At 41.2% G+C, this 18487-nt stretch carries 14 protein-coding genes; 9 read left to right on the forward strand and 5 right to left on the reverse strand.

Annotated features, from left to right (window positions below):
* Nucleotides 1–454 precede the first annotated feature (454 nt).
* The 7 genes from dinB (at nucleotide 455) to infA (ending at nucleotide 8969) form a co-directional block, all read left to right on the forward strand.
* The gene (gene dinB, locus I3249_RS02450) at nucleotides 455–1540 is read left to right on the forward strand and encodes a DNA polymerase IV (RefSeq protein WP_238068384.1); all 1086 of its coding nucleotides are present in this window, start codon (nucleotides 455–457) and stop codon (nucleotides 1538–1540) included.
* A 161-nt stretch (nucleotides 1541–1701) separates the two neighbouring features.
* The gene (gene queA / locus I3249_RS02455; RefSeq protein WP_238068385.1) at nucleotides 1702–2904 is read left to right on the forward strand and encodes a tRNA preQ1(34) S-adenosylmethionine ribosyltransferase-isomerase QueA; all 1203 of its coding nucleotides are present in this window, start codon (nucleotides 1702–1704) and stop codon (nucleotides 2902–2904) included.
* 110 nt (nucleotides 2905–3014) lie between these two features.
* Nucleotides 3015–4772 carry a peptigoglycan-binding protein LysM gene (locus I3249_RS02460; protein WP_238068387.1) on the forward strand — a complete coding sequence of 586 codons (1758 nt, stop codon included), beginning with the start codon at nucleotides 3015–3017 and terminating at the stop codon, nucleotides 4770–4772.
* A gap of 51 nt (nucleotides 4773–4823) precedes the next feature.
* A complete protein-coding gene (locus tag I3249_RS02465; RefSeq protein ID WP_238068389.1) occupies nucleotides 4824–6485 on the forward strand; it encodes a FimV/HubP family polar landmark protein in 1662 nt (553 codons plus the stop codon).
* A 163-nt stretch (nucleotides 6486–6648) separates the two neighbouring features.
* Nucleotides 6649–7749, forward strand: coding sequence for an asparaginase (locus I3249_RS02470; RefSeq protein ID WP_238068391.1), 1101 nt, complete (start codon nucleotides 6649–6651; stop codon nucleotides 7747–7749).
* A gap of 43 nt (nucleotides 7750–7792) precedes the next feature.
* Complete coding sequence (gene truA, locus I3249_RS02475; RefSeq protein ID WP_238068392.1) at nucleotides 7793–8626, forward strand: tRNA pseudouridine(38-40) synthase TruA; 834 nt, start codon at nucleotides 7793–7795, stop codon at nucleotides 8624–8626.
* 121 nt (nucleotides 8627–8747) lie between these two features.
* Nucleotides 8748–8969 (forward strand): translation initiation factor IF-1, encoded by a 222-nt coding sequence (infA, locus tag I3249_RS02480; RefSeq protein WP_021814850.1) that lies wholly within the window; start codon nucleotides 8748–8750, stop codon nucleotides 8967–8969.
* A 260-nt stretch (nucleotides 8970–9229) separates the two neighbouring features.
* Here infA and I3249_RS02485 read toward each other — a convergent pair whose 3' ends face one another.
* The 5 genes from I3249_RS02485 to leuC all read right to left on the reverse strand — a co-directional run bounded on the left by I3249_RS02485 (nucleotide 9230) and on the right by leuC (nucleotide 14951).
* Nucleotides 9230–10351, reverse strand: coding sequence for a L,D-transpeptidase family protein (locus I3249_RS02485; protein WP_238068393.1), 1122 nt, complete (start codon nucleotides 10349–10351; stop codon nucleotides 9230–9232).
* 365 nt (nucleotides 10352–10716) lie between these two features.
* Nucleotides 10717–11820: a 3-isopropylmalate dehydrogenase gene (gene leuB, locus I3249_RS02490; protein WP_057759326.1), complete on the reverse strand. Its 1104-nt coding sequence runs from the start codon at nucleotides 11818–11820 to the stop codon at nucleotides 10717–10719.
* 63 nt (nucleotides 11821–11883) lie between these two features.
* Nucleotides 11884–12603 carry a hypothetical protein gene (locus tag I3249_RS02495; protein WP_238068395.1) on the reverse strand — a complete coding sequence of 240 codons (720 nt, stop codon included), beginning with the start codon at nucleotides 12601–12603 and terminating at the stop codon, nucleotides 11884–11886.
* Nucleotides 12604–12740: 137 nt separating this feature from the next.
* Complete coding sequence (leuD, locus tag I3249_RS02500; protein ID WP_238068397.1) at nucleotides 12741–13391, reverse strand: 3-isopropylmalate dehydratase small subunit; 651 nt, start codon at nucleotides 13389–13391, stop codon at nucleotides 12741–12743.
* A gap of 141 nt (nucleotides 13392–13532) precedes the next feature.
* Nucleotides 13533–14951 carry a 3-isopropylmalate dehydratase large subunit gene (leuC, locus tag I3249_RS02505; protein ID WP_238068399.1) on the reverse strand — a complete coding sequence of 473 codons (1419 nt, stop codon included), beginning with the start codon at nucleotides 14949–14951 and terminating at the stop codon, nucleotides 13533–13535.
* A gap of 375 nt (nucleotides 14952–15326) precedes the next feature.
* Here leuC and I3249_RS02510 point away from each other — a divergent pair, with 375 nt between their 5' ends.
* Complete coding sequence (locus tag I3249_RS02510; RefSeq protein ID WP_101205469.1) at nucleotides 15327–16199, forward strand: LysR family transcriptional regulator; 873 nt, start codon at nucleotides 15327–15329, stop codon at nucleotides 16197–16199.
* Nucleotides 16200–16656: 457 nt separating this feature from the next.
* On the forward strand, nucleotides 16657–18156 hold the full coding sequence (gene putP, locus I3249_RS02515) for a sodium/proline symporter PutP (RefSeq protein ID WP_238068400.1): 1500 nt from the start codon (nucleotides 16657–16659) through the stop codon (nucleotides 18154–18156).
* The last annotated feature ends 331 nt before the right edge of the window (nucleotides 18157–18487 follow it).

An 18487-nucleotide genomic window follows, 5' to 3' on the forward strand; every position in this document is an offset into this window, starting at 1 on the left:
TAATTTACCAGTATTCAATTCATAAGTTTGGTATGAGCTATAAACAATGTCTTATCAGGTAAATACAATTCCTATAAAAGACCATTTATTACTTTCATAACTATTGATTATCGTGGTTAATATATTGTAAAACGATAGCATTAGAACTGTAATATACAACTATAATATTCATGATGGAAGGCGATAATATTCAGACAGGCGGTATGGAAAATCTGAAAAACTTGAGGTATGCGCCATACAGAATATATATTAGTGAACATATGTTAACCATATTTAATCTATTAGTATTTTAACGCCATATATCTCTGACTATTAACCTTACACTATATTTAATTATTGATATATAAATTATTCACATATTGCCATATTTTTATGGTTCTATATTCGAAAAATCTCTTTATAGTTTAATAATCGATACTGAAACAGAAGTATTGAGTGATGTAAAATATCAACCATGAAAACTCCTACAGCATCCAGTCCACGTAAAATCATTCATATAGACATGGATGCGTTTTATGCCAGTGTAGAACAACGTGACTTCCCAGAATTACGGGGCAAACCACTAGTGGTTGGTGGAGATCCAAATGGTCGCGGTGTTGTAGCAGCGGCTAGCTATGAGGTACGTCAGTTTGGAGTGCGCTCAGCCATGTCTTGTTATGAGGCTCGCAAACGTTGTCCAGAAGTCATATTTGTCAGACCACGTTTTGAAGTATATCGAGCTGTTAGCAGCGATATTCGCAATATCATGTACAGCTTAACGCCTCATGTTGAGCCATTATCGCTAGATGAAGCTTATCTTGATGTCACTGGTCTTACCGTACATAAAGGCTCAGCAACATTGATGGCCAACTGGTTAAGAGCACAAATATTACAACATACAGAATTGACCGCTTCTGCTGGCGTGTCCTTCAACAAAATGTTGGCCAAGATTGCCTCTGACATCAACAAGCCTAACGGCACCGCTATTATCACACCAAAAGACGCTGATGCTTTTATCAGTACACTGCCTATTGAACGATTTCATGGAATAGGTAAAGCAACGGCAAGACGATTACATGCGATGGGCGTGACTAACGGTGCCGATCTACGCCGTGTGTCAGCTAATGTATTGATTAATGAATTTGGTAAGCGAGGACAGTTTTATCATGATATCGCTCATGGTCGGGATGAACGCGCTGTTAAATCTGAGCGCCTGCATAAGTCTGTTGGTTCGGAGACTACTTTTAGAGAAAACCTAAACGATGACACGGCGTTACGTGTACAAATCTATGAACAAAATGCGGATGCCTTCGCGCAACTGCACAAAAAAAATCTCATCGCTCATACTATAACGCTCAAGGTTAAGTATGCCGACTTTACTCAGATTACCCGTACGCACACGCTAACTACCGCTTTTAGTAGCGCTGAATCTGCACATTACTGGTTAGACAAGTTATTCTTAGATATTCCGCGCCAGCTCCCTATCCGACTAGTCGGGGTCACTTTTTCGTCATTGACACCTGCAGCCCAACTATTGCCTCAATTAAATTTATTTGAGTAAAATAAGCAAAGACTAACGTAATAAACATTAGGACAGTTAAATATTATTGCTTAGGCTATTCAAATGTGTTTTGTGCACTTTGACTACTTAGTAAAGCAACCTTTTATAGCAGTATTTCTGCTACAATTATGCCAAAATTTCTATCCATTTAAAGACTGATTATGACCAACGCTCACACTGCATCTTCCGATTCTAATACTCCGCTTGATACCGATAACAATAGTGACGTCTTAGATTATCTAAGCGTGGAAGATTACGACTATGACCTACCAGATCGTTTGATTGCGCGATATCCATTAGCGCAGCGTTCTGCTTCAAAACTTTTGTACTTGCCTGCTCACACTGACACAAATGCTACCCCTGTAGAAGACTGTTTGTTTTCTGAGTTGCCTGAATTATTAGACGTTGGAGACCTGATTGTATTTAATGATACAAAGGTGATGAAGGCACGCCTATTCGGTCAAAAAGATACTGGCGGTAAACTTGAGGTTTTGATTGAGCGATTGGTTACTGTCTCAGACTTAGATATAACGACACTGCATTTAGAAGATTCAAATAATGAATCAGTCAACCAAGAACATATTGCTCTTTGCCATGTAAAAGCCAGTAAAGCACTAAAACTTGGTCAACGTTTTCAACTGGCCGATGGTCATATGAGTGGCGCAATGATTGGTCGTCAGGACAACTTGTTTATTTTAGCCTTTGATGCGCCAATTTTGCCTGATTTAGAAATTTATGGTGAGCTACCTATCCCGCCCTACTTTGAACGTCATGCTGACGATACCGATAATACTCGTTATCAAACGGTGTTTCATGATCCTGCTAAGCTTGCAAGTGTCGCTGCACCGACAGCAAGTTTGCATTTCGATGACTTGGTGCTCAATAAGTTGGCAGAAAAAGGCATCAATACTGCTTTTGTGACATTGCATGTTGGCGCTGGTACCTTTGCGCCAGTTAAAACAGACAATCTACTCAATCATACTATGCACAGTGAGTATGCACATTTGCCACAAGCAACTGCTGAGCTGATTAATCAGACGCATGCAAATGGTAATAAGATCATCGCGATTGGTACTACGGTGACTCGCGTCCTTGAAACGGCGTATCAAAAAAAAGCTATCAATGGACAAGCACTCTCTAGCTGGTCAGGGGACACGGACATCTTTATTTATCCAGGGTTTAAATTCGGTGTTATTGATCGACTGTTAACAAACTTTCATTTACCCAAATCGACTTTGCTAATGTTGGTATCAGCTTTTTCTGGAAAAGCATCGATTGAACATGCCTATCAACATGCTATTGAAAAAGAATATCGATTCTTCAGCTATGGCGATGCGATGTTACTTGACAAGAAAATAAGCTGAACATTAAATAAACATTTATGCATTGGACGCAACAGTTGTGAAATAAACTGGTAAACTAAACCGTACTTTGTTATAACAGCAAAGATAACTTATTTTGTAAAGGACTGCTCATGTCTTGTCATTTATCTCGTCGCTTGACTCCTGTACATCGCGCGGTATCGATGGCATTACTTTATTCTGTAGGTTTGGCCGCTATTATTCCAAGCGCGCAAGCGGCAACTATCGGTAAGACAGTCGTTAGTTCAGCTCAGCATGAACCTTTGAGCGCAAGTATCGTAGTCACCGACATACGAGCAGCTGATTTTTCAGCGAGCTTGGCTAACCCTGTCATCTATCAACAGATGGGATTGACGCCGACTGATTCAATGCAGGTGCGCTTTCAAGCAACTTCAGCGACTAGTGGTCAGGTATTAATCAGCACATCACAGCCTGTGTCCAAGCCTTTTGCTGATTTGGTGTTGTCGATCAATGATAATGGGCAGCAAAATGTCGTACCAAAAACATTATTAATGCCGTTAAGCGATAGTCTACCGATTAATAAGACTCCAGAAAACATTGTCAAAGGTACAAAAAAACCTAATTTACCTAGTGTTTCTGCAAGCACAGTTAAACCGTTAACCGTAAGAAAAGGTGCACCGCCGCCGCTAATATCAGTATCTAACGCTGCTGCAAATAAACCAGCTCTAGCAAACATAGCAACAGTTGACTCTTCTATTTCTAGATCAGTGTCTAACATACAAGCTCCGACAGTGACAGCTACTTCGCAGACTAGCAACCTTACTTACGCGCCTAGTCGTCTTGATAATGGGCTCTTAAATAGCGACTCTGATATAAAAAATGCTAGCAGTAATGCAAAGAAAACTGATAACGGCCTTAGTTCAGCGAACCGTTTAGATAGCAGTTTCTTAAATGCAAATAACAACACTGAAACTACGAAAGCTGTCATCAATGACAGCGATAAGGCAAGTATTAAAAATACTCTAATCTTAGATAAAGTATTGATTGATGAACCACTCGATACTCTAAATATTCAAGTCACACGGCAGATACAGCCGAGTCGTAAAAAAACAGATGCTGACACATCACCCGTATCTACTCCGACTACTAGCATCATCGCAAGCAATACTGAGAAAAATGATACTAGCGTCTTGGCGGCTTCTATTGACAATACAACGTCGAGAACTCCTAACAGCGCTACCAATAATGTACCTTCAAATGATAGAGCAACAGATAGCTCGACAATCAATCAATACCAAGTACAACGTAACGATAGCCTATGGATTATTGCTCAGCAGATCGCGCAAGAAAATAATCTAGATACTTCCATCGTGATGAAGCAAATTCAATCACAAAACCCTGATGCTTTTATCAATAAAGACGCAGATCAATTAAAAGCAGATGCTAAGCTTATTTTGCCTAGTTATGATGTTATACCATCACAGAAAAATCTAGAAGCGGCCATCGATGCACAAAGACAGTATATTCGCAGAGCAAATACAGCGGCGGTGCAAAAAACAGCTCAAAGACCTTTTAAAAAACCTTCTATAAGTACGCAAGCGGCCAAACGCCCTGAAAAAGCCACGACAACTAAAACACAAACCTTATCAAAAGCACAATTTTCTGTGCTTGCGCCCGGGCGAGATGGCAATGCAGATGGCACTCAAGCAAAAGCGGCATCAAACACAGGGAATGGTTTGAGTACAGATATATTAGCGACACTCAAAGCATCGCGGCAACAAGCAGCATCACAGGCCCAACGTTTATCAAGTACCAGTAGCACTCTTAGTAGTTATACTAAAAAAATTCAATTACAAAACCAAAAATTGGCTGAGCTGCAGGCTCGTCTCGAAAAATTACGCAATCAATAATTGCCTAACTGATTCATACATTAGATTGTGATCACAGGCGTAGGAATAACTATGGACAATATGCTATATATCATCGCCGGATTGGCGCTTATTCTGTTAGTGGCTGCTTTATTCTTGCGCAAAAATAAGGCGCAGAAATCGTCATCACCTTCGCCTATTAATGCAAGAAAAGATACGCCTACTCCATCACCAAAAGTAGACTATGATACTCCTACCCACACTAATGTCAGCAATAGCCATAAATTTGACCATATCACTATTGCACAGCGTTTTATGGATCAGCAGCGCTATGACAAGGCGGTCGAAACCATTAAACGTGGTTTAAGTGAAAAACCTCACAACAGTGCATTGTCTCTTAAACTACTCAGCATATACGCGACGATAAATCAGCCAGAAGATTTCAATCATATTTATGAGTCTATAAGAGCCCACAGTGATGAGAGCACTATTATTCATGCCAATGAGCTAAAGAGTTTATATTTCGAAGAACAGAATCCAGTAGTCGCGCAGACTTCAGAATTACCTGTAGAAAATACAACAAACTTTGAAAGTATAGACTTTGATTTGCCGCCGAGCAAAGTTGATACAGATGTAATATCTAATCATTCAGTTGTTGAAAATACTAACGATACTGTCATGAATGCGCCTATCGATAGCTTACAAGTGTCAGACGAAATTGACAATGTTAATCCTACTATCGAAACTTCGAATGATAGCTTTGATCTGACCCTCAACGATTTAGAGAATGATTTCAATGCGCCTAATGCGACAAATGAAACGCCTGTCATACCATTGGACAACGTAAACGACAACGTTTTAGAGACTTCTGCTAACGATAATATTAGTAATAACGAAAATGACGATCTTAGTGACTTTGAGTTTGACTTTGATTCATTTGACGACAATACTTCGACAGAAGCTTCTATAGAAGCTAATTCTTCGCATAGTAACGAGGCAACGGTACTAGAAGAAGACTTTATATTAGACTTCGATGATTTAGCAGCCGATGCAGACAAAGACAACGTCGTCACTAATGACATATCTACGAATTCAGAACAACACTCTTTTGATACTATTCAAAACAGTGAGGATGACTTTTCTTTATCTTTGGGCAGTCTAGATACATTAGATGACATCGATACTGTCTCCAATGACGACCTATCTACGACTGAAAACGACAGTGATTTCGATAATTTCATTCTGGAAAATACTGATTTTAGAAACAATACTTCTGAGAGTATAACCCTTGAAGAAGACAACTTTGTAGATATTAATCTTGAGGAACCATTACTCAATGATAATATCGAGGTTAATGATGTTAGCGATGTTGAAGAATCGAATATCGCATCTGCTACACCATTGAGATTTGATGACAATACGCTGATAGACGATGACTTTAATATCGATGATGCTGACTCTCTATTTGACACTCCGTCGACCACTACCCCAGTCTCTACAGCTGCACCAGTTGAGAGTGACACTCCTATTACGCCTCAAGAGACTGAGTCAGCAGAAGATTTCTCATCACGGTTCGCAGCAGATTTTGATTTCGTAAAGTCACTAGACAGTAATCAAGTGACGTTAGACTTGGCAGATCAATATCTGCAACTGGGTGAATATGACAGTGCAAAGCGTCTACTCAAGGAGGTGATAGCTCAAGGTAATAGTGAACAGAAACAGCAAGCACAGTTACTACTTGAACGTACTGCGTAGTTAATCGTCTAGTCTCTTATCAGCAAGTACTTCCTAATCACGGGATGCTTGCTGATTTTTTTTGCATTTAACTCTAATACTATCTATTATTGAACCCTTCAGCCATCGTTGCTCAATCCTCTAGCGCCTCTTTTCTTCCATAATTGTTTACTGTGTTGATACTATGCCATCTTCTGTTATGCTCAAAAACCTATCCGATCCTATTCAACTGATTTATGCTGGCGGTACCTTTGGTAGCTATGGCAGACCATTGGCGCCATTATCAGCAGAAGTGTTTTTGCCTACTCTACAAAAACTTTTGTCCGCGCAAGACAGTACGAATAACTTACCGACCGTCTCATGGTTGGAAAACGCCCTGATCAAAGACAGCAGCCAACTTACTCCTAGCGATTTTACGCATTTCTATCAACTACTACTGAATGCTTATGCCAAAGGTGATAGACGGTTTGTACTCATCACTGGTACGGATACGTTGAGTTACTTAGGCGCGTTTTTAGCAGAAGCTTTTGCAGGTAGTGATATTTGTATTGTTCTGACTGCAAGTATGCGCCCATTATTAGACAGTGAAATATTGCATTCCTATAACATCGACGAACATAGCGATGCTTGGGGCAATCTCAACGACTCATTAAAACTAGCCGCTGCTGGTGAGTCAGGCGTGAAGATTAGTTTTGGCGGCGAATCATGGCCTGCTCAAACGGTACAGAAAATTCACAGTCATGATCTGATGGCATTTACTGGTCATTCCCGCGCCGCTTATCCAGCCAATAGCTATATAAAAATTCTACCTGACACGCGTAGGCAACATTGGCTTGATGACCAACAAGACTTGCTGTCCAGTATTCAAACACGCGCTGAAAACGCGAGTGTTCATGCGCTATATTGCCTACCTAACGATGTTTCGATGATAAACAACCAGCTACAAGCTTTATTGTCGCAGCCACCATGTGGCATTATTCTATTAGGGTTTGGCGCCGGTAATATCCCTTATTCAGCTGCATTAGCAGAGACACTAACCCTTGCTCATGAGCGTGGACATATGGTGATATCAGCCAGTCAATGTCCATTTGGTGGCGTCAGCGATAGTTATGCGGCAGGCAGTTGGCAGTACGAGCATCATGTCATTGCTGGTGGACGTTTGACCATACCTGCTATTTATGCCCGATTACTATGGTTGCTACTTCGCTATGATAGTCCTGCAAGACGCAGACAGCGTTGGTTGAACAATATCAGTCAAACTGGCACTAGCATCAAAAAGCGCTAAGCGACTTTTAATTAACTCCCATTTTATAAGTTTAGAAACCCTAATGTCTGAGACTGAAATTATTGAAACTGCACCAACCTACACTTTAGCGATTGCTATTGAGTTCTTAGGAACTCATTATCATGGCTGGCAACGGCAACGAGAGGTTTTGGGTGTACAAGAAGCCTTAGAGACAGCTATCGGCAAAGTTGCCAATGAGCCTGTAGAAGTCATCGCAGCTGGGCGTACTGACGCCAGCGTCCATGCGAGCAATATGATTGCCCATTTTACGACTCATGCGTATCGCCCAACTCATAACTGGTTACGCGGTGTGAACAGCCTACTTCCCGATGATATTGCTCTACGCTGGATACAACCTATGCCAGCTGATTTTCACGCGCGTTTTGGTGCTATTGCTCGTCGCTATCGTTATATTACGCTCAACCAAGCACAGCGCCCTGCCATACTAAATCATCAAGTGACTCATATCTATGAACCGCTTGATTTAGAAGCCATGCAGCAAGCAGCAGCTGATATCGTCGGTACACACGATTTTAGCAGTTACCGTGCTGCTGCTTGTCAATCCAATCAACCAGTGCGTACGATTAGCCATGCCAACCTTTTTGCTCATGGTCAATTTATCGTTTTTGATATACAAGCAGATGGGTTTTTACATCATATGGTTCGCAATTTAATGGGCACATTATATGCCATTGGTAGACACGAGCTAGAGCCAGCAGATTTTTTGAAGATTTTGTATAAAAAAGATCGGACGATTGCACCACCTACCGCTTCAGGTGATGGCTTGTATTTTATCAATGCCTATTATCCTGAACGTTTTCAAAGTTTATTGCCAGATGCGCCATTAACGCCTGTCTGGTTAAATCTACCTGATTAAATTATTATCATTTGGCATACATATCACTTACATGCTGTCAAGTCAAAAGCAGGTTCGTATTGCTTTAATCCACTAACTTACGTATAATATGGGCTTATTTTTTAATTGATTGATACAAATTATGGCAAAAGACGATATTATTGAATTTGAAGGCGAAGTCATTGATACCCTTCCTAATACTTTGTTCAAAGTTCGTTTAGAAAACGGGCACGAAATCATCGCGCATATCTCTGGTAAGATGCGTAAGCATTATATTCGTATCTTGACAGGTGATAAGGTTAAAGTTGAAATGACACCTTATGACCTATCTAAAGGCCGTATCACCTACCGTGGTAAAAACTAAATACTGACTGACCAATATGGTTATGAAAGTATTAGCATTGGTAAGATACAGCTAATAACTGAATAGCTACGTTATCGCTGATAGCTGATATGACGCTTGGGTAGTGAAACTGATAATAATAATGAAAATGCTAATCTGCTCATTATTGCCTATCAATATTTTAGTTATTTAGTATTGACTGTTTCTGCTTACCACAAAAAATACCGCTAGATTTTAGCGGTATTTTTTTGTCCATTTTTTATGACTTAGTACTATCGTATTTAACTAAATTCGACAGTTGCGCCGTTTTTTATGACTCCAAGCAGACTAAGCGCGTCCCAGTTGGTCAAACGCACACAACCTGCTGATGCTTGACGACTGATACGAGCAGGATCTGGTGATCCATGAATGCCATAAGTTGGTTTACTAAGCCCAATCCATACCGAGCCTACTGGATTGTTGGGACCTGGTGGAATGATAGACTTGCTACCGTCATTGGCCGTATAAGTATAGTTGGGCTCGTGTACCTTTACCTTAACAGTATGCGTACCTGTTGGTGATGGTGTCGCTGTACTACCCACTGTCGTCGGATAGCTAGCAATCAAGTTATTGTTCTCATCATAAGCGTAGAGTGTCTCAGTGGCTTTATCAGCGACAACGCGATGCACAGGCTTAGTGTTAGGATTGCCAGGGTTGTATACCGTGATAATTTCACCCGCAGTAAAACTGGCATCAGGATTAAGCGATTTTAAATATTTCTCACTGATATGAAACTTCTCTGCCAATGCCTCAGTAATGCTTTCGTAGTACATTCCCTCAAGCTTGGATTTGGCAACAGAATCAGCAGGTATGGTTGTGGTTTTGACATTCACATCTGCTTCAGTAAGCTGATAACTGACTAGTACTGGTTGAGTCGTGAGCTTCTCATTCTTGGTCAGTGCTTGCCACGTCTCAGCGTTCAACGTATCAGTTACGTCTAAACCATTCGCTTTTTGAAACGCCTGCATGGCTTTACGAGTATTTTTGCCCCAGTAGCCATCGACAGGCCCTACTCCGTTGTGATGCCAGTTTAGTAGAGCCTGCAGCTTTGTTCCTACGTTACGATCAATATCTGCATCTGCCGTCCAAGTGACATTGTTTACTTTTTTTGCATTGTCAGATAGGTTCTCAGTTGTGTACTTAATCGTAGGCAGTAGCTTATTCAATGAAGTCGCAGCTTTACTATCTCCTGTTAACTTTTGACTTACGCCATTAGTCACTGGACTGACTTCTGCCGAAGCCTTGACGCTATTACTTGCGTTCACACTATCCGTTGTCTCTGCTGCGATGCTTTGCCCCATGAATAGTAAGCTAGAGAGACTAACCACTGTCAATGCCTTACTGATTCTTGTTAGTTGATACATGTAACACTCCTCATTTAATAAATTCTATTATTATTTTCAGTTTTCAAATACTACAGTTTTTTGGATTTTTAGAACTTACCTCTGTCATCTAAGTTTTTACTATTATATTTTTGCTAAAAGCGAAATATTTTAGCTCCTTTATAAGCTACTAATATTGTCATATTACCTTGTGAGCATATAACAGCTTTATGTTAAAAGGAGCTTTGTTATACAGCGTCTCTGTTAAGACAATGCTTATAAATAAGCTTGGCTAACAGATAAACAATAAAAAACCCATAAGCCACTTGGTAGCTTATGGGTATATAACATGCAAACTAAGACTGCGGAAAATGCTATATAGGAATAGCCTTTAAACGCAAGTTAAATTATATCAGTTTGGCTAAGACCGCTTGCCCCATTTCTTTACAGCCTACCTGCTTAAGTCCAGCTTCACTGCTATCTAAAATATCTAGCGTACGTAGACCATCATCAAGTACATCACTGACTGCTTGCTCAATTGCTTGTGCCGCATCTTCTTGCTTGAAGGTATAACGCAGCATCATAGCAACAGATAAGATAGTCGCTAATGGGTTGGCTTTATCTTGTCCTGCAATATCAGGTGCTGAACCATGGCAAGGCTCATACATGCCCTTACCTGACTCATCCAAGCTCGCTGATGGCAACATACCGATAGAGCCTGTCAACATCGCAGCTTCATCAGATAGGATATCGCCAAACATGTTACCTGTCACCATGACATCGAACTGTTTAGGATCTTTAATCAACTGCATGCAAGCGTTGTCAGCATACATATGTGACAACGCCACATCGCTATAGTCAGCTTGCTGCATCTCGATCATCGTCTGTTTCCACAGCTCGGTGACTTCTAATACATTGGCTTTATCAACTGAACATACCTTAGCTGCTGTGCCCGCTGCTTGCGCACGCGTTTTTGCTAACTCAAAGGCAACTTTACCAATACGCTGAATCTCACTTGTACTATATACCATCGTGTTATAGCCTTGCTGCTCACCATTTTCTAGTGTGCGGATACCACGAGGCTCGCCAAAATAGATGCCGCCTGTCAGCTCACGAACGATCAATAGATCTAGACCTGAGATAATTTCAGGTTTGATACTTGAGGCATTAGCCAACTGTGGATAGAGCTTGGCTACGCGTAGATTAGCAAATAAACCAAGCTCGCCGCGGATTTTCAATAGACCGCGCTCAGGGCGTTTACTACGCTCGATCGCATCCCATTTAGGACCACCAACTGCACCTAGCAATACGGCATCTGCGGCGCGAGCACGGGCCAATGTCTCATCTGGCAAAGGCTCACCAGTTGCATCAATAGCCACACCGCCAATCAATCCAGACTCAAGCGTCAAATCAAGTGAAAACTTATCATTGACAGCCTTAAGCACGTCAATGGCTTGAGTCATAATTTCAGGGCCAATACCATCACCCGCTAATGTTAAAATCGTTGCCATACTGATCCTTTTGGAAATATTTTTATTGGTTAATTATATTGTCGAGCTTTTTATACTCATATTTTATGCTGCCATTTTTTTGGCTTTAGGTGCTGATGTTACTGCTTTGGCCATACCAGTCTCTACAAACTCACCTTGATGCTCAGCGTCTAATTGCTTACAGAATCGGCGCTGTACTTTCGTACCTTGCAATAGCTCAATGCATAAAGGCTCAGGTGATGCTGTGTCTAATAGACTGCCTGATTTTTCGCTGTTCTTTTTTTGATAAGCGCGCAGCTGATAAGTACCTGCTTCAGTGAAATCATGAATCATCGCAAAACGCTCAACATAGCCCATGTTATTTTCTGGATAAAAATTCACATGTACTTCGTGTTTGGCAGGCATGACCCGTGCATAGTAGTTGGTCAATCCTGGCATACTCGAAGGCGCTAACGGCACAACTTTTATGGCATTTTTATTGACCAGTGGTGTCATATCCATATTCATCGATGTTTTTGCCATACCTTCTTGACGTGGTAAGGTTGTCATAATCTGAGGACTGATTGGCTCATGACTGTTGGGCGCAATAATGAGCGTTTTATCTATCTGCACAATTTCGCAATGATATGTACCCACACAGGCAATATTTACTTCACCAGCGATAGGTTTAATTTTACCTACCCATGCCTCGGCACTCTCTGCTTCATCTATTTTTTGATAGCCTGTCAATAGCTGACAGCCTGACAATAATAAGCTTGCAGCAACAATTGTACTTGTCCATAGAGCATAACGTTTTGTATTCATAATGGCGGCTACTATTCAAGAGAGGTAATAAAATGTAGTGAAAAACTATTCTTCATTTTAGACAGTTCACCGCCATAACTCAACGCTGCGTTGCGACTACTCACAGTTTTATGAGCAGTAGATTATAAAATGACCCTCTACGCTCGTACGTCGTTAAATATCCACGGTGTTTTTTGCATCATTTGTTGCTCGTAATCTTTGATAGCATCACTTTGTTGCAATGTTAAACCAATGTCATCCAGTCCGTTTAACAAGCAATGCTTGCGAAAGGCATCTACTTCAAAGGCATACTCTTCACCAGTTGGTGTGATGACGACTTGACGTTCAAGATCCGCGGTCAACTCATAGCCTTCGTTCTCAAAAGTCGCTTTCATTAACGTATCGACAATCGCTTCATCCAACACAATTGGTAACATGCCATTTTTGAAACAGTTATTGTAGAAAATATCTGCAAAACTTGGCGCAATTACCGTACGGAAACCATACTCTGATAACGCCCAAGGTGCATGCTCACGACTAGAGCCACAACCAAAGTTTCTGCGTGCTAGTAAGATAGTAGCACCTTGATAACGTGGTTTATTCAATACAAATTCTGGATTGATGACTCGTGTGCTATTGTCTTGGCCAGGATAGCCTTCGTCAAGATAGCGCCAATCGTCAAATAGATTTACGCCAAAACCTGTACGTTTAATAGACTTTAAAAACTGTTTTGCGATAATTTGGTCGGTATCGACGTTTGCGCGATCTAACGGGCAAACGATACCTGTTTGGGTGTTATAAGCTTGCATAAAATTTCCTATCAATTATATTTTTGCTGGCTGATGACCTTGATAAGCATATTAGACAGTAAATAATTTTTTACCATCTTTGACACCATGCTCATATATTTATCGTTAATACAAGCATGATGTCAGTACTTACTATCAGACTTAAAACGTACGAACGTCTACAAAATGACCTGCCAACGCGGCGGCAGCTGCCATTGCTGGGCTTACCAAATGCGTACGACCACCGTTACCCTGACGACCTTCAAAATTACGATTAGACGTTGAGGCGCAGTGCTCTTGTGGCTCAAGTTTGTCTGCATTCATCGCAAGACACATCGAGCAGCCCGGCTCACGCCATTCAAAACCAGCTTCAGTAAATAACGTATCCAAGCCTTCAGCCTCTGCTTGCAGTTTCACTTGTCCAGAGCCTGCAACAACGATCGCTTCTTTTACGTTATCAGCAACTTTGCGACCTTTGATTACCGCTGCCGCATCACGTAAATCTTCGATACGTGAATTGGTACATGAACCGATAAATATACGGTCAAGTTGGATATCCGTAATTTTCTGACCAGCTTCTAGCCCCATATAAGTATAAGCGCGTAACCAGCCTTCTTCTTGAGCTTCATCAATGGCTTGATCTGGTGTCGGTACAGATTGCGTGATATCTACAACCATCTCAGGCGATGTACCCCAAGATACTTGCGGTGCGATCTGACTACCGTCGATTTCTACCACAGTATCAAATACCGCGTCATCGTCTGAATATAGTGTACGCCAGTAGGCTTCCGCTTGTTCCCATTGTGCTTCGCTTGGCGCATATGGACGACCTTTGACATAATCAATCGTCGTGTCATCTACCGCAACCATACCGACACGCGCACCTGCTTCGATCGCCATGTTACAGACGGTCATACGGCCTTCCATACTCATGTCTTCGAACACTTGACCTGCAAATTCAATCGCGTGTCCTGTTCCACCTGCTGTACCAATCTTCGCAATAATAGCTAACACTACATCTTTTGAAGTGACGCCAGTGCCAAGTTGACCAGTGACGCGGATTTGCATATTTTTTGATTTCTTTTGAATCAAGCACTGCGTTGCCAATACATGCTCAACTTCAGAGGTTCCGATACCATGAGCCAAGCAACCAAGTGCTCCGTGAGTCGCTGTATGCGAGTCACCGCAAACAACCGTCATACCCGGCAAGACCAAACCTTGCTCTGGACCGACCACGTGCAAAATTCCTTGACGCGCATCATTGATAGTAAATTCAGCAATATCAAACTTGGTGCAGTTATCGTCCAAAGTGACAACCTGCAAGCGTGATACCTTGTCTTTAATCCCAGGCACCCCTTCTAGGCGCTCTTTGGTGACGGTTGGCACATTGTGATCTGGACTGGCAATGTTAGCCGATAAACGCCATGGCGCTCTGTTTGCCAATTCCAACCCTTCAAATGCTTGTGGACTCGTCACTTCATGCAACAGGTGGCGGTCGATATAAATCAGGCTCGAACCATCGTCGCGCTTAGTGACTTCGTGAGCGTTCCAAAGTTTGTCATATAACGTTTGACCAGCCATGTTGCTATCCTTTATAGGTTACTAATTACTTAATTTTTTACTTACTTGCAAATTGCCAAGCTAAGATTCTATGTAAATGCTATGTCTATCTATAATGTTTAATAATTACGGTCGTATCTAAAATTTAAATACTATTTCTTTATGAGACCCAACATATGACTAAAATTAACGCTTAAAATACGTTTTAAATGGCAAATAGCCAATTTTTTAGAATAAATATGTCACAATACGCCTCGATGTCTTGTGATTATAGCAGGCAAATCCTATAATAATAATTGATGATTTTTAACCAGACGCAAACTTTTATTTCTAATACGTTGTGATTGGGTCAGCCAACTTTTATTTATAGCTCGTAAAGTAGCTAAGGACATTCGTTTGAACACCACAAACTTGACGACATTCGTTACCGTTATGCACACTGGCAGTATCTCAGGCGCCGCAGAAAAGCTGTTTATCACGCAGCCTGCTGTCAGTAAACGTATCAAAAACTTAGAAGACGAGTTTAACATTACCTTGTTTGATACGGTAGGACGTGGAATTGTACCTACTCAAGCGGCTAGTGAAATGCTACCTCATGCCAAGCGTTGGCTGGAAGATTATGAGAACTTTAAAATCAACTTGCAGCATTCTCAGCATATCGTTTCTGGCAAATTAGTCATTGGTACTAGCCATCATATTGGCCTACATCATTTAGCACCTGTCCTTAAACACTTTATTCAAGCTTATCCAGCTGTTCAGTTAGAAGTACACTTCGTAGATTCTGAAAAAGCTCATAAAGCAGTACTAGATGGTGATTTGTCTTTAGCCTTTGTTACGCTTCCACCTGTCTACGATAAGCGCTTAACTTATCACACGCTCTGGTCAGACCCTCTTTATTTTATGACGGGTACGCTATCACCTTTGGCTACTAAATCTAATGTGACGTTGGAGCAGTTAGCGCGCTATCCTGCCATTTTGCCTTCTGCCAATACCTTTACCAGTCAGATTACCTTGGCTGAGTTTGCCAAGCACAATCTGAAGCCTTATGCCACGATGAGCACCAACCCTCTTGAGTCTATCCGTATGCTGGTATCTGTTGGTCTTGGTTGGTCAGTACTACCACAAACGATGGTCAGTCAAGACTTGGAACGTATCGATATGGCTGACAATATTGAATTACAACGCTATTTAGGTGTGGTCATCAATCCAAAATTAACTCAATCTAGCAGCGTGACCGCCCTACTAGACTTACTTGCGCCTATTGAATAAAAAGAGCTCGCTATAACAGTCTAACCATTAAGCTATTCGCATTTGTGACTCTCATGCGTTATAATACGCTTGACGTTGTTTTTATAACAAAAATTTACCACAAGGACACTGATAGTCATATATTGAATACTTCTAGTAAGATATGATGGTTAACAGTAGGTTTAATGGTTTAGATTGATGATGTAGGTTGCTAATACTCATATATAAATAGCAGATGCGAGCAATAACAATAGATAAGTGGAATGCGATGTTCCCGTTGTTCTCTATCTCTATATGAGTGCTAGCCATAGAACGACATCAATCATATAAAACTACAGAAGATACTGAAAAAAGCCATTATGTCTCAATTAATGGCTTTTTTTGTCTTTAAATATTGTTTTGGACATCGCCTTGTAGGACAGAACTTTTATAGTTAAAAAATAATTACAGCCAACTATGTTGGTTAAGGACAATTTATATGAACGGAGTTTCTAGTGGCGTGCTGATATCACTTGGCGCCTATTTCTTAGTGATGATTGGGATTGGTGTTTACGCTTATTTTAAGCAAGCCAATGATACTGAAGGCTATATGTTAGGGGGTCGTAACTTAGGCCCAGCAGTAACCGCACTTTCTGCAGGTGCATCAGATATGTCAGGTTGGTTACTACTTGGCTTACCTGGTTATATGTTTGCCGATGGTGTGGTCAGTATTTGGATTGCGCTTGGTTTGACATTAGGTGCACTATTAAACTATCTCATCGTAGCACCTCGCCTTCGTGTTTATACCGAAGTGGCTGACAACGCTATCACTCTACCCGATTATTTTGCCAACCGCTTTGAAGACAAGTCGCACATGCTGCGCGTCATCTCGGCATTAGTTATCATTCTATTCTTTACCGTCTATACCGCTGCAAGTCTTGTCGGTGGTGGTAAACTCTTCGAAAGCTCACTTAACCTATCGTATAGTACTGGCCTATGGGTTACCGCTGGTGTGGTTGTGGCTTATACACTATTCGGTGGTTTCTTAGCAGTATCTATGACCGATTTCGTACAGGGCGTCATCATGTTGTTTGCCATGGTAATCGTACCTGTCGTTGCCTTTACTGATCTTGGTGGTATTTCAGCTACGACAGAAGCGGTTAGAAACATCGATCCTACCCTTTTAGACGTTACTAGCGGTATGAGTGTCATCGGTATTATCTCACTCATGGCATGGGGTTTAGGTTACTTTGGCCAACCGCATATTATCGTACGTTTTATGGCGATTCGTTCAGTGAGAGATGTACCGACCGCACGTAACATCGGTATGAGCTGGATGGTTGTGAGTCTTATTGGTTCACTAATGACTGGTTTTGCTGGTCGTGCATACGTACAAAAAACTGCGATGACGCTGGACGATCCTGAGACTATCTTCTTAGTATTCACTCAGTTCTTGTTCCATCCATTGGTTTCAGGTTTCCTATTAGCAGCTATTTTAGCGGCAATTATGAGTACTATCTCATCACAGCTATTGGTTGTATCAAGCTCTCTAACCAAAGATGTATACAAACTATTCTTTGATAAAGATGCCCCAGAAGCTCGCCAGGTATTGGTTGGTCGTATCTCAGTGATCATCGTTGCTATCGTTGCCATCATGCTAGCATCTAACCCAGATAGCTCAGTATTGAACCTAGTTTCTAATGCATGGGCAGGATTTGGTGCTGCGTTTGGTCCATTGGTTATCTTTAGCCTAACATGGCGCGGCATGAACCGTAATGGTGCTGTTGCCGGTATGGTTGTTGGTGCTTTGACTGTTATCTTATGGATTTATGGTCCTTTCCAAGTAGATGGTATGGCACTAAATAGCTGGTTATACGCTATCGTTCCAGGCTTTATCTTAAGTACTATCGCTATCTTTGCCGTTAGTATTATGACTGGTGGTCCAAGACCTTCAGTTTCTGCTAAGTACAAAGAGATGGAGCTAAACTTAAATAAATAAGTTTACGTAAAGTCTTAAGATTATTGTTATAAAAAAACCTCGTCACTATTGGCGAGGTTTTTTTCATGAGTGACGACTTAGTATATTTAACCTACTACAGTATCAAACCAAGAGAACTTACGGCAAGTAAGACAGTTGTATGAACAGCGATAGTAGTATCTAATAGCTTCGTAATTGATATACTACGCTAGATTGTCCTAGTCTTTTTGGCAGTCCAACTGCTGCTCACTTCTACGAAGTAGAATTTTATCAATAGACCTCTTGCAAAAGTCATAAGCTAAGCTCGAAATTAACAAGACCGGCGAACAGCTTCATTCTAAGATCATAGCGC

Origin of the sequence: Psychrobacter sp. Ps1 (genome assembly GCF_022129425.1) — a bacterium.
GTDB lineage: Bacteria > Pseudomonadota > Gammaproteobacteria > Pseudomonadales > Moraxellaceae > Psychrobacter.